Annotated in this window: 11 protein-coding genes and 2 riboswitches; of the genes, 8 read left to right on the forward strand and 3 right to left on the reverse strand. The window is 43.7% G+C overall.

All coding sequences use genetic code 11. The features are described 5' to 3' along the window. The first annotated feature begins 3 nt into the window (after positions 1-3). Both LPAF129_RS06630 and LPAF129_RS06635 read left to right on the forward strand, forming a co-directional pair. Entirely contained in the window at positions 4-1,227 is a 1,224-nt protein-coding gene (locus tag LPAF129_RS06630; RefSeq protein WP_244055387.1) for a M20 family metallo-hydrolase, read from the forward strand. Between the two features lie 30 nt (positions 1,228-1,257). Next, a complete protein-coding gene (locus LPAF129_RS06635) occupies positions 1,258-2,508 on the forward strand; it encodes a dicarboxylate/amino acid:cation symporter (protein WP_244055388.1) in 1,251 nt (416 codons plus the stop codon). A gap of 586 nt (positions 2,509-3,094) precedes the next feature. Here LPAF129_RS06635 and LPAF129_RS06640 read toward each other — a convergent pair. Further along, on the reverse strand, positions 3,095-3,946 hold the full coding sequence (locus tag LPAF129_RS06640; RefSeq protein ID WP_244055389.1) for an aldo/keto reductase: 852 nt from the start codon (positions 3,944-3,946) through the stop codon (positions 3,095-3,097). 210 nt (positions 3,947-4,156) lie between these two features. Between LPAF129_RS06640 and LPAF129_RS06645 the strand changes: the two genes are divergently transcribed. The 6 genes from LPAF129_RS06645 (at position 4,157) to cytX (ending at position 9,880) form a co-directional block, all read left to right on the forward strand. Beyond that, positions 4,157-4,597 carry a CopY/TcrY family copper transport repressor gene (locus LPAF129_RS06645; RefSeq protein WP_244055393.1) on the forward strand — a complete coding sequence of 147 codons (441 nt, stop codon included), beginning with the start codon at positions 4,157-4,159 and terminating at the stop codon, positions 4,595-4,597. Positions 4,598-4,624: 27 nt separating this feature from the next. Beyond that, positions 4,625-4,996, forward strand: a complete 372-nt coding sequence (locus LPAF129_RS06650; protein WP_244055394.1) for a cupredoxin domain-containing protein — start codon at positions 4,625-4,627, stop codon at positions 4,994-4,996. Between the two features lie 64 nt (positions 4,997-5,060). Further along, positions 5,061-5,336: a cupredoxin domain-containing protein gene (locus LPAF129_RS06655; protein ID WP_244055395.1), complete on the forward strand. Its 276-nt coding sequence runs from the start codon at positions 5,061-5,063 to the stop codon at positions 5,334-5,336. After that, complete coding sequence (locus LPAF129_RS06660; protein ID WP_244055396.1) at positions 5,336-7,270, forward strand: copper-translocating P-type ATPase; 1,935 nt, start codon at positions 5,336-5,338, stop codon at positions 7,268-7,270. Before LPAF129_RS06655 ends, LPAF129_RS06660 begins: the two co-directional genes overlap by 1 nt. A 130-nt stretch (positions 7,271-7,400) precedes the next feature. Then, positions 7,401-8,282 (forward strand): SDR family NAD(P)-dependent oxidoreductase, encoded by an 882-nt coding sequence (locus tag LPAF129_RS06665; protein WP_244055397.1) that lies wholly within the window; start codon positions 7,401-7,403, stop codon positions 8,280-8,282. 60 nt (positions 8,283-8,342) lie between these two features. After that, a riboswitch (TPP riboswitch) is annotated at positions 8,343-8,441 on the forward strand. A 242-nt stretch (positions 8,442-8,683) separates the two neighbouring features. Beyond that, the gene (gene cytX / locus LPAF129_RS06670; RefSeq protein WP_244055398.1) at positions 8,684-9,880 is read left to right on the forward strand and encodes a putative hydroxymethylpyrimidine transporter CytX; all 1,197 of its coding nucleotides are present in this window, start codon (positions 8,684-8,686) and stop codon (positions 9,878-9,880) included. A gap of 151 nt (positions 9,881-10,031) precedes the next feature. Here the strand turns inward: cytX and ppsA are convergent, their stop codons facing one another. Together ppsA and LPAF129_RS06680 are read right to left on the reverse strand one after the other, a co-directional pair. After that, positions 10,032-12,428, reverse strand: coding sequence for a phosphoenolpyruvate synthase (gene ppsA / locus LPAF129_RS06675; RefSeq protein ID WP_244055399.1), 2,397 nt, complete (start codon positions 12,426-12,428; stop codon positions 10,032-10,034). Positions 12,429-12,764: 336 nt separating this feature from the next. Then, positions 12,765-13,136 (reverse strand): hypothetical protein, encoded by a 372-nt coding sequence (locus tag LPAF129_RS06680; RefSeq protein ID WP_244055400.1) that lies wholly within the window; start codon positions 13,134-13,136, stop codon positions 12,765-12,767. A gap of 132 nt (positions 13,137-13,268) precedes the next feature. After that, a riboswitch (TPP riboswitch) is annotated at positions 13,269-13,366 on the forward strand. Positions 13,367-13,370 lie beyond the last annotated feature (4 nt).

Here is a 13,370-nt window from a genome sequence, read left to right on the forward strand (position 1 = left end):
GAGATGACAGAAAAAGCAGTTGAGACAGTCCAAGAATTATTTGCACAAATTATCGACCTGTCACGCGAGACACCCGGGCAAAATCGGGCAGTTTATTCCGCCAACTGGGTGGCAGCTCAGGGATTAGTGATTAAATTTGCCTTAGCGCACGGTTTACAAGTAATGGTGGATGATTTTGGGACTGTTTATGCAGACCTGCCAGGGCAAACAAGCAGTCAGGTGGTCGCGACGGGTTCGCACATTGACACAGTTACGGATGGCGGACGTTACGATGGCTTGTACGGGGTGCTTGGTGGTTTGCAAGCAGTCTTAAACCTGCAAAAAGATGCCGCACGTTTACAACACACGGTACGGTTGATTTCCTTTAGTGAAGAAGAAGGCAGCCGTTTTCCCACGACTTTTACCGGTTCTAAGCACTATATCAAAGCGGACCAAGACCTTGATTTGACTGACGAAAATGGAGTTTCGTTTGCAGCGGCCAAACAGGAGGCAGTCGCAAAACTGCAAGCAATCACAGGGGTCAACCGTGGCATACCAGCTGTACCTGCTTGTTTTACAGAATTACACATTGAACAAGGTCCTCGGCTAGAATTAGCTCACGCGCAAATTGGCTTAGTGACAGCGATTTGCGGACAACGGCGGTTTACGATCCAAGTTCATGGAAATGCCAATCATGCGGGAACGACTCCGATGGACCAACGGCAAGACGCTTTGTTAGCTGCAGCTGAACTCATTGGCAAGCTGCATTCGTTAGCTGGTGAGGTTTCGGATCAGTTGACATTTACAGTAGGGCAACTGAATGTCTTGCCAAATACGGTCAACGTGATCCCTGGTCAAGTTAACTTTACGGTTGACTGTCACCATGATGACGAAGCAACCTTAGATCACTATGAACAGCTACTGCGCCAACAAGTTGAGCAGTTGGGTCAACGCGCAGGTTTCCACACTGAAATCGAGCGTTGGGCTCATGACTTGCCAACTCACTTGGATTCACAGTTGCTGGCCGCTAACCGCAAACTAGCGCAAAAACTGGGTTTAAGTCAGTTAGAACTGGCTTCAGGAGCGGGACATGATAGTGAGATCATGAGTCGAGTGACACCAACGACGATGATCTTTGTACCAAGTATTGGGGGAGTCAGCCATGCACCTGCGGAAAACACAAGTGAGGCTGATTTGCAGGCGGGGGTCGCTTTATTAACTGCCAGCTTGCAGAACTTGGCTTTTTAGGAGCTAAAAGAATGGAATGGAGGAAAATCAGTGCGTAAATTTAGTCTAACTACTCAAATCACTGGCGCAATGCTAGTCGGGGTCGTCTTAGGAGCAGTTTGGCCCAAACTAGCCCAAGATTTAAGCATTATTGGGGAAATCTTTTTGCGTTTGATTCAAATGGGTGTCGTGCTAATGATTTTTGGGGCAGTGATCGAGGCGTTGGGGAGCCTCAAGCCCCAAGATTTAGGACGGCTAGGACTAAAAACGGGTTGCTGGTTTTTTGTAACAACAGTATTAGCGGCATTACTCGGCATTGGCGGCGGGTTAATTTTACAACCAGGAAAAGTAGCTGATTTAGCGCAATTTGCGGGGACTAAGTTTAAGGGACCAGCCGCAACTAACTTCCATGATACCGTGTTGAATTTCTTTCCCACAAACATCTTTAACTCTCTTTCAAGTGGGAATGTGATTCAAGTTTTGGTATTTGCGAGTTTGTTCGGGGTCGTTTTGAGCCGTGCCAACGTGCAGGGCAATTATCAGCGAGTCCTAGAACTGGTTAAACAAGTCAACCAACTCGTGGTCAAAATGGTCATGTTAGTTATGAAGTTAGCGCCGCTAGGGATTGCTTCACTGGTTGCCACTGCGTTAGCCACCAATGGCAGTCAGGTGCTCTTACCGTTAGTGCGTTTCTTAGGGGATTACGCCTTATTGACGGTACTGTTTGTTGGCGGACTATTTTGTTTTACTAGTTGGTATGCCAAAGTTCCTTTGCTCAGTTTGGTGAAAGGCTTTAGCGAGATTATTGTTGTTGCTTTCACTACTACTTCTTCAGCGGTCGCTTTGCCGGTGGAAATGAAGGTAGCGCGTGACAAATTAGGGGTCAGTCAGCCAGTCAGCCAGCTGGTTTTACCATTAGGGATGGCTCTGAATAGTAATGGGTTAGCACTGTACTTGTCATTAGTTTGTGTCACGATGATGCAGTTAATGGGAACTAGTTTGACGTTTGGAATGTTAGGGAAAGTGGTTGTTTTAGCAATTTTAGCCTGCTTAGGGACGGTCGTCGTACCAGGTGGAGGTTTAGTTGCGTTAACGATCATGGTGCCGGCCCTAGGAATGCCGGCTGCTAGCATTGGCTTGTTTGCAGGCATTGATTGGTTTGTTGGGATGTTTCGGACAGTTGCCAATGTAGTCGGTGATACAACCACTGCCATCGGTGTTGCAGCGAGTGATGATCAGTTGCAGCGAACAGTTTATCAAACTAAGAGCTCTAAAATGAAGCAAGCTAAACAAGCTTCTTAAAGCATAAAAGCACCAGTTGATTCCTAAGTTATGTAACTTGAAAATCAGCTGGTGCTTTTTTATTTGCAAAGAGCTAAATGTGAAATGCTCTCAATAAAACTGTTTGTGGACTGAACTCTGGGAGGCTCGGGTCTACAAATCTGTGTGCTCTGTAGACGTAAGTCCGGAGAAGTAACGTGTACAGTGTGCTCTGTAGACATAAGTCTGTGGAAGTAATGTGTACAGCGGGCTCTGTAGACATAAGTTTGGGAAAGTAACGTGTACAGCGAGTTCTGTAGACATAAGTCAGGGGAAGTAATGTGTACAGCGAGTTCTGTAGACATAAGTCAGGGGAAGTAATACATACAGTGAGCCCTGTATCTAACTTTGGAAGGCTTTGGTCTAAAAATTTATTGAACTACTAAAACGAGACTATCCTTGCCAAATTTGGCAAACAGACAGTCTCGTTCTTTAGATTATTTTTTTAGTCGAGCTCCTTGAGGCAAGAGATTCCGCTTATCTCAGCCCAACCTTCAATGCCTAAACCGCATTAAAGGTTAGGTTACGATAATGCTCGTCTCTTAACCGCCTCACTCCGCTCTGTTAATTAAAAGTTTGTTTTATCAGGGTCACTACCGTAGCCGCCAATCCCAACTAGTTGATCAATTTCGGACATTTGTTCAGCAGTTAATTCAAAGTCAAAAATCTGAGTGTTTTCCGCAATGCGGTCCGCATGGACAGACTTAGGCAATGGCAGGTATTCACGCTGCAACGACCAGCGGAGACAAACTTGCGCAATTGTATGCTGAGTTTCTTCGGCTAGCTTTTGTAAAGTTGGGTCAGTGAAAATCTTACCCGTTCCAAATGGACTGTAAGCTTCCAGCAACATCCCGTGTGCCCGTGAATATTCAACTAATTCGTCATCGTGATCACCAGGGCAAAGGTGGATTTGGTTAACCATTGGTGCCACAGTCTGAGTTTTTTCCAGAACTTCTAAGTGATGCTGGCGGAAGTTGGAGACACCAATTGCCCGAATCTTACCAGCTTTGTAAGCATCTTCGAAAGCACGCCAAGTTTCTTGGAGGTGTTTTTCCCAGTCATCTTCGCGATATTGTGCTGGGTTAGGCCAGTGAATCAAGAAGAGGTCTAAATAATCAATACCAAGGTCAGCCAAGGATTGGTCTAAAGCGGCAGTTGCTTGATCATAAGTATGGTAAATGTTGTTTAATTTACTTGTGATAAAGATTTCATCACGGGCAACACCACTAGCTTTGATTCCGCGGCCGACACTTTTTTCGTTGCCGTACATTTCAGCTGTGTCAATGTGACGATAGCCAGCATCGATTGCTGCTTTAACAGAAGATTCAGCGACATCACCATCGGGAGTCTGCCAGGTACCAAAACCAACGACTGGAATTTTGACGTCGTTACTTAAAGTGTAAGTGCTTGTTAAGTCCATACTATAAAACCTCACTTTGTTAAATTTATAGTTCATTCCCATTATTATATAAGGAAATTAACTGATTGTAAAACGTTTGCACTTTCACAAAGATCAAAGTATTTGTGGGAAAAGCTTTATTTTTAGCTTAGCTTTTTCGTTGACAAATGTAAATATAATGTTATGATATTGGTGAAAAGATGACAAATGTAAACGAAAAGAGATGAGAGTATGGCAGTCACTGAAATGGCTCCTGAAATGACGACGGCAGAATGGGAACTGATGCGTATTATTTGGACTAAGGGTCAGGCTAGTAGTAGTGAAGTCAGCGCATTGATCCGTGCGAAAAAGAACTGGACAGAGTCAACGGTTAAAACCTTGTTGCGGCGCTTGGTCAATAAACAGGCTTTAAAAACAGTGAGAGATGGACGCCGCTTCATCTATTTGCCGCTAATTACCGAAAGTCATGCGATGGATCAAATGGCTGAGGAAACTTTTGCCCGTTTGTGTGAAATGAAAAAGGGACAGGAATTAACAAAATTGTTAGAGGAAACGACTTTAAGCCAGGCAGATATTCGACAAATGCAAGCGGTACTGGCGACTAAGTTAGCATCAGCACCACAGACGGTTGCTTGTAACTGTTTGCCCGGAGTGGAACATGCTTGTTGCTAGGAAATCATAGAAAGAAGGAGAAATCTAATGATTAAAATTATCGTGGTCTTGGTTGGTTTAGCAATCATCGCTTTTATTGCCTGGTGGTTTTTCGGCAAGCACGAAGTCGAAGAAGGAACAGCGGACCTGAGCGCTGACCAGCAAAGCATTGATGTTGAGGTTTTGGGTGGCTATTCACCAGAAACGGTGGTCTTAAAGCAGGGTGTGCCTGCTAAAATCAACTTTACGAGAAAGGACCCGTCAAGTTGTTTGGATCGGGTCGTTTTCCCTGATTTTGGAATCAACCAGGAACTCCCCAAGGATGAAACTAAGTCAGTTAAAATTGATACTAGTAAATCTGGCGAATTCGAATGGGCCTGTGGCATGGATATGTTCCATGGCAAATTGATCATCAAGTAAAGTGTACTAAATTCATTAATCAGTCAGTCAAAATTTTTAGTAACTATTCTTAGGAGGAATTATCATGAGTGAAAAACAAGTTCAAGCAGTTAATGTCACAGTTGCAGGTGGCTACGATCCAGCAGTAGTAACTTTAAAGCAAGGTGTTCCGGCCCAGTTAACTTTTACTCGCACCAACGACAAAGGGTGTTTGGATGTTGTGCATTCAAAAGAAATGGGCTTTGAAGAAGAATTACCGTTGAATCAGCCAAAAACAGTGACAGTACCAACTGATCAAGCAGGTGAATTTCAATATAGTTGTGGAATGGACATGTTCTTTGGGAAAGTAGTTGTTGAATAATGAAAATTACGACGCGCTTTTGGATCTCATTAGTGCTCTCAGTGCCAATGCTGATTGAGATGCTGCTGATGCCATTGACTGGTTGGATGTTACCAGGCGGTCAGTGGACGATGCTAGTGTTAACGACGATCGTGATGGCCTTATCGGCGGGACCATTTCTTCAGAGTGCTTGGGCATCCTTTAAAAAGCATCATTCTAATATGGATACTTTGGTCGCCGTCGGCACTGCGACAGCTTACCTATATAGTATCTATGCAATGGCGACCGGTAAGCAAGTTTTCTTTGAAAGTGCAGCCTTTGTGATCACCTTTGTCTTGTTAGGCCAAGTTTTAGAGGAACGGATGCGTAATAATGCCTCGAACGCGATTGAAAAGTTAGTAGACTTGCAGGCGAAAGATGCTGAGGTCAAACGGAACGGGCAGTTTGTCAAGCTCCCAGTTGATCAGCTGGTGTTGGGCGATGAAGTGCGGGTGAAACCAGGGCAAAAAGTGGCAGTCGATGGCGAAATTTTAAGCGGCAGCTCCAACATTGATGAATCGATGGTGACTGGTGAAAGTATGCCGGTTAAAAAACAAGTTGGCGACCAGGTCATTGGTGCAACGATCAATGGTAACGGGACTTTCACTTTTAAAGTTAAAAAAATTGGTGATGATACCATGCTGGCGCAAATTGTTGAGCTGGTCAAGAAGGCACAAAATAGTCACGCACCAATTCAAAAGTTAACTGACAAGGTTTCTGATATCTTTGTGCCAGTTGTTTTGATGATTGCAATTGCGACATTTTTGATTTGGTATGCAGTAGTTGGTGTGAATGTTGCTAATGCGTTGATTTTTGCAGTTTCTGTGGTGGTGATCGCCTGTCCATGTGCATTAGGGCTCGCAACTCCGACCGCATTAATGGTTGGAACTGGTCGAGGTGCCAAAATGGGGATCTTGATCAAGAACGGTGAAGTGCTTGAAACAGTGAATGACATTCAGACGGTAGTTTTTGATAAAACTGGGACAATTACCGTGGGAGAGCCGAAAGTGACTGATATTGTGGGCGCTGACAAACAGGTGTTAAAAGTCGCCGCTGCATTAGAGGAATCTTCAGAACATCCATTGGCGACTGCCATTATGACAGTTGCTAAGGAGCAGAAGTTAGCGTTTGAGCATGCGACAGATTTTCAAGCAATCGAGGGTCAAGGTGTGGCTGCGACGGTTGCAGGCCAGCAAGCATTTGTCGGTAATGAAAAACTGCGCCATAATTATGAGATGTCGGCCAAGCTGCAAGCAGAAATGACGCGTTTGCAAGATGAAGCTAAGACAGTGGTTTTAGTTGGCTTAAACCAAAAAGTCATTGGGTTGATTGCGATTCAAGATGCACCAAAATCAACTTCAAAAGAAGCAATGGCGGCACTAAAATCACGCGGGTTAAAGACAGTCATGTTGACTGGGGATAACCAGCGAGTGGCGCAAGCAATCGCTAATGAGGTAGGAATCGACCAGGTGATCGCAGACGTTTTGCCACAGGATAAGGCTGAACAAATCAAGCAGCTGCAAGCACAGGGTAAGGTGGCCTTTGTTGGCGACGGAATCAATGATGCTCCAGCATTGAGCACGGCAGATGTGGGAATCGCGATGGGGTCTGGAACAGATATTGCCATTGACTCCGGTGGAATTGTGTTAGTCAAAAATGATTTACGTGATGTTGACCGGGCTTTGGCTTTGAGTAAGAAAACATTTGGAAGAATTAAGTTAAACTTATTCTGGGCGTTTATCTATAATGTCTTAGGCATTCCAGTCGCTGCGGGTGTCTTTTATGGGTTAGGGTTGACGCTCAGCCCAGAAATCGCCGGGCTAGCGATGGCCTTTAGTTCACTGTCAGTGGTCACTAGTTCAGTCTTGTTGAATCAAGCTAAACTCAGCAGCAAAGTGACAATGGATGAAGCGTAAATTAAAAAACAGGAACAACCTACAGCAGTCTAGCTGTCAACGTTGTTCCTGTTTTTAATTAATATTGTTAAAGTTAGACTTAGCGTTTCTCCTCGTTAGTTAGGAGGCTTATTGTATAATAGGGTTATTAATGGCAACAAAGAAAGGACAAACAATGAAAAAAACATGGTTACTAACAGGGACCTCGACAGGTTTTGGTCGTGAATTAGCGGAGTTGTTGGCGCAACAACCTGACATTAATTTAGTTGCGACTGCCCGCAATACTGACAAACTTAGCTATTTGGATCAATATGATCATGGCCAGATCTTAAAGTTAGCGTTAGACGTGACTGACCAGCAACAAGTCGCGGCAGTCGTTGAACAAACGGTCGCTAAATTTGGCACGCTCGACGTCTTAGATAATAATGCTGGTTTCGGTTATTTTTCAACCTTCGAAGAAGCTGACGAAGAAACCGTCCGGCAAATGTTTGAAGTCAATGTCTGGGGACTAGTTCACATGACACAGGCGGTGTTGCCAGTGATGCGCCGGCAACAAGCTGGAGTGATCATTGGAATCTCTTCTGACGCTGGTTTGATTGGTGAAGCGGCTTTGAGCTTTTATAGTGGGACTAAGTTTGCAGTAGAAGGTCTCTTTGAATCATTAGCACAAGAAGTGGCTGAAGATCAAATTAAGGTGATGTTAGTCGAACCAAGTTCATTTCGGACGGATTGGGCCGGTCGTTCCTCTCAAAAAAAGGATACGGATTTTCCTAAAGATTACCAAAAAACAGACCAAGCGTTACGTGAATACGCCCAGGGAGCTGGTACAGAAGCAGGAAATCCCAAAGCGGCTGCAGCCACGATTTATGATCAAGTAGTCAATCACGCAGACAACCTGCCCTTACATTTGCCGTTGGGTGAATCTGCAGTGACACGTGCTCAGAAAAAGTATGCCGACCTGGCTGAAAAGTTCACTGCTTTAACTCCGTTAGCGACTGCGGCAGATTTTCCGAAAAAGTCGGACGAGAATTAGTGGCTGATTTTTTTAGTAGCGCTTGCATCTTGGAACTATAACGGTTAGAATGAATATAATAAAAGACACTAGGGGTGCCGTTTGGCTGAGATAGACATGGTCTAATCCCTTTGAACCTGTTGAGTTAAGACTTGCGAAGGAAAGTGTGCGGCTATTTGTGAAGAATAATAGTGGGCCTTCTTTTTGCAGTAAATGCGAGAGGAAGGCCTTTTTTATGCATAGAGCAAAGTGCGGCGTTTAAGAGATGAGCATTATTGTTCCCTAGTCTTAATGCGGTTTCGACGTTGAAGGCTGGGCATAGATAGGCGGAGAGTTCTGAGTTAAAATCACAAACCAAAGTCAGAAAGCTTAGACATGTTCGCTAGTGTTTTTTAAATCTAGCGTTTTTAGGGGAGAACAAGATGTCAAAGAATAGATATGTGAATGTGTTTTTGTTGTGGGTCGGAGTCGCAATTTCAATTGCTGAAATCGTGACCGGAACCTTGATCGCGCCTTTGGGTTGGGCTAAAGGATCACTGGCAATTATCCTTGGCCATGTGATTGGCTGCTTTGTCTTTTTACTGCCAGCGGCGTATTTGTCAGCACACCATCATAAGTCAGCGATTGGCGTGGTTGGGTTGATTTTCGGCAAATGGGGTGTCAAACTGTTTGCGTTGTTAAATGCCATTCAATTGGTTGGTTGGACAGCAGTGATGATCGTTAACGCACAGGTCGCAATGAACGGTTTATCAGCTAAACTCTTTCATTTCCGCTCAGTTATCGGGATGTCAGTTGTGATTACAGTCTTAATTATTGTCTGGCTGCTATTAAAACATGACTGGTTGTTTAAAATTAATAACGCCGTGGTGCTCTTATTGGCGGTTGGCATGCTGATTTTAGTCTGGGTGTTAGCGACAGGCAAAGGTGCCGCAGTTCCAGCAACTGATTTGGGTGAAATGAGCTTTGGGGCCGCCGTTGAATTGAGTGTGACCATGAGTTTGTCGTGGTTGCCGTTGATTGGGGATTATACTCAAAATGAAAATCGTCGCCCGCTTAAGTTTAGCTTGGCCAGTGTTAGCGGCTATTTTCTGGCCAGTTGCTTCATGTTTATGATTGGCCTAATCACTGTCATTCATACTGGACAAACTGATTTTACTGCCGCATTAGTTAATACTAACTTGGGGCTGGTTGCACTATTTATTATTGTTTTCTCGACTGTTACTACGACTTTTATGGATGCTTATTCAGCCGCGCAAAACATTCAAACCTTAGCAAAAAAGGGGAACATTAATTGGTTAGCGGTTGGTGTGATGTTGATAGGTTTGGCGTTAGCAACCTTAGTTTCACTAAGCAACTATGAGAACTTTCTTTATTTGATTGGTGCAGTCTTTACACCACTTTTTGCAATTTTGTTTGTGAGTGCCTTTATCTTGCGGCGCCGCCTGAGTCTTGGCTTGAACTTTGCCTGGTGGTTAATTGGAACACTCGGTTACTATGGGCTTCAGAAATTTGATTTTGCTTTTGGCACCACATTTCTACTGTTGTTACTGTTAGGGTTGGGTGTCTACCTGACTGGATTATTGACGAAAAAATATCCGTTAGCTGAACAAGCCAACTAGGACAATTTTTTTAAAATAAAAATCGGACCATTTTCACTGTGAATCAAGGTGAAGGTGGTCCAATTTATACAAAAAAGTAAGGACTTCCAATGTCAGTAATGCATTGAAAGTCCTTACTTTTAAGTGCTGTAGTCACTTTTTAACGTTCTTTTTACCAGTCGTACTCAGTTAAATCCTGGCGCCCATGACCAGTTGCGTTGTCCAAAATGATTCGTTGTTCAAAGTGAGCAACGTTGTGTTTAGTAGCTTTAACCATATCAGGGTTAACAGACACATAATCGATTCCTTGTTGAACTAAGAAATTGGTGAAGTCTGGGTATTCTGATGGGGTTTGACCACAAATTGAAACAGTCTTGCCATCGCGATGTGCAACTTTAATCAAGTGTGCAATTGCTCGTTTGACAGCGAGATTACGTTCATCAAAGAGCTCAGCCACCGTATCATTGTTCCGGTCACAGCCTAGGAGCAACATCGTTAAATCGTTTGAGCCAATGGAGTAACCGTCGATAAACTGGTTGAATTGGTCAGCTAAGATGATATTTGATGGGATTTCAGCCATCATATAAACTTTAAAGTCTGCACTCCGTACTAAGCCAGCTTCCGCCATAATGTTCGTTACTTTCTGAGCTTCCGGCACAGTTCTGATAAATGGAATCATGACATTTAGGTTCTTTAAACCAAATTCATTTCTAACCTTCTTGACTGCCTCTAATTCTAACTTAAAGGCTTCAATATATTTCGGATCGTAGTAACGTGATGCGCCACGCCAGCCAAGTAAGTCGGCGGATTCATGTGGCTCGTACTGGTCGCCGCCCTTTAAATTCCGGTATTCACTGGACTTGAAGTCTGAGAAACGCAAGACAACTGGGCGTGGTGCCATCGCCCACACGACTTGACTGATTCCTTCGGCCAACATGTTGATCACTTTTTCTGGGTGACCTTGGTCGATCAGATAGAGTGGATGTTCATGAATATAGCTAGTCCAAATAAATTCTTCGCGCATTAATCCAATGCCGTCCGCTGGGAGTTTGGAATACTTATCTGCCAAACTAGGGTCGCCAAGGTTCATCATGACTTGGGTTGCAGTTGGTGCAAAGTATTCAGCATTACCAGCAATTTCACCGGATTGCGGTGCTTCTTTAGCTGGAGCAATGATTGCTTGGATCTCACCAGCATAGACGATCCCGTTTTTGGCATCAACTGTAACAGTATCACCAGTATGCAAGACATCCATGGCAGCTACTCCGCGACTAGTCGTTCCAACGATACATGGAATTTGCATTTCTCGGGAAACGATGGCAGCGTGGCAGGTCATCCCACCATTATTAGTGATGATCGCTTTAGCTTTCTTCATGGCTGGAACCCAGTCAGGGGAGGTCATTGTGGTGACTAAAACTTCGCCTTCCTTAAACTCATCAATATTTTTAGGATCAGCGATCACGTGAACTTTACCACTGGCAACACCTGGACTGGCTGCTAGCCCACGGACAACAACTTCAGCGTCAGTGACATTGGCTTTGACATCGTCAGTCTTGGCTGATTTGTCTTTGTTTTTCTGGGACCAGACAGTTTCAGGACGAGCCTGAACTAACCAGAGTTTATTAGTGTTTTGGTCTAAGGCAAATTCCATATCCATGTAGCAGCCGTAATGTTGTTCAATTTCTTTAGCGTAGCCGGCTAGTTCGATGACTTGTTCGTCGGTGATCGATGGTTGGCTAGCTTGTTCTGCTGGAATGTCGCGTTCGACCACACCGCCATCTGGCAAACGAGTCAGTTCGATATCCTTTTTGTTAATGTCTTTAGAAACAATCTTCATGCTGGCTTTATCGACCACAAAGTCATCAGGTGTCACGGTTCCTTGCACGATATATTCGCCTAAGCCCCAGATACTGTCGATGATCACTTTGGTATCGTCGCCTGTTCCAACGTTAACTGAGAACATGATTCCAGAAGCTTTGGAGAAGACCATCATTTGAACTGTAGCTGAGAGAGCTACTTTTTCATGTGGGAAGCCTTGTTTATGGCGGTAGTAAGTAGCACGTTCAGTAAAGAGGGAAGCGTAGCACTCCTTCACTTTTTGCACCACATCATCGCCGCCGCGAATGTTTAAATAGGAATCTTGCTGGCCGGCAAATGAAGCGTCAGGTAAATCTTCAGCGGTGGCACTTGAACGAATCGCAACGAAGGGATTTTCTTGCCCAACTTTGTCAGCCAACTCGCTGTATGCTTGTTTGATATTCTCAGCTAAGTCCGCTGGCATTTTTGCGTCTGTAATTGTTTTGCGAATCTTGGTGCAGACCTGGTGGAGTTCATCAGAGTCTTCATAATCCTGGATACTATCCAGCAATTCTTTGATTTTGTCGTTGGCTCCAGTTGTGTCCATGAAATAGCGATAGGCATGGGCGGTCGTGGCAAAGCCATATGGAACTGGAATGTTAGTAGACGAAGTTAATTCACCAAGTGATGAAGATTTACCGCCAACGAGTTCAACGTCAGAGCGGTGAAGGTCATCGAACCAAAGGACATGAGCAGTATTTCTATTTTCCATGAAAAGATCTCCTTTTAGATGACAAAGTGAAACCAGTCAGTAATCAGTGGTAAGTCCTGACTGGGGTAGCTCGACTAAGATGACTAGTGTTAATTGTAGTGAGTCCAGAAGACTGGAAGACCACGCAAAAAAACACCCAATATTCCAACAAAAAGACCTGAGTTAGTAGTACAAGATCAGTCCGATTAAGATTGCTGGGATTGAAGTGTACGAAAAACTCACCGACACACTCTAAAATGGAAACGGTTACATTCAAATCCAACTAAATTGTAGTTAATTAGATGGAAATAGTCAACATGAATGTGAAATTTTTAACTTAAATGAAAATTTTCGAATTTAGTACTCATTTGGGATAGTTTTTGTGAAAAATGAGGGGAGAATATCCAGCAACGCTAGGCAAAGGAGTGGAAACATCCCGCTAAATTGCAAATTGTAGAAATCTGTAATTGATTGAGTTACAGCAAAATAAATAATCACCATTAGCAAAAAACAAATACCACGAAAGTAGCTAATAGTTGTTTGCCGATTTTTTTCCTTGAGTTGGGGTTTTTTCTTTTCAAATAAGAAGGTGGCACTAAATAAAACCAGCAATATAATGACCAACACAATTAATTGAAACCAGCCACTTATGAAATTGGCTGGAAGACACATAACCATTGCAATTAACCACCAAATTAACTTATAGCTTCCAAATTTCCAATCAACCATAAAATCCCCTCCTGTTTTTATTAATGCTAGGATAACTTACATTTAAAATGTTTTCAATGTTTAGCCAAAGTTAGATTTGCAAATTAGCTTTAATTCCGACGGTTAATCTGCTATGATTAAAACGTATTCAAAACATATTACGAGGGGTGCCAGTTGGCTGAGACGGAATAGTTCCGGACCCTTTGAACCTGTAAGTTAATACTTGCGTAGGGACGTTAAATTTATGCACTAGTA

Origin of the sequence: Ligilactobacillus pabuli (assembly GCF_022836475.1) — a bacterium.
Taxonomy (GTDB): Bacteria; Bacillota; Bacilli; order Lactobacillales; family Lactobacillaceae; genus Ligilactobacillus; species Ligilactobacillus pabuli.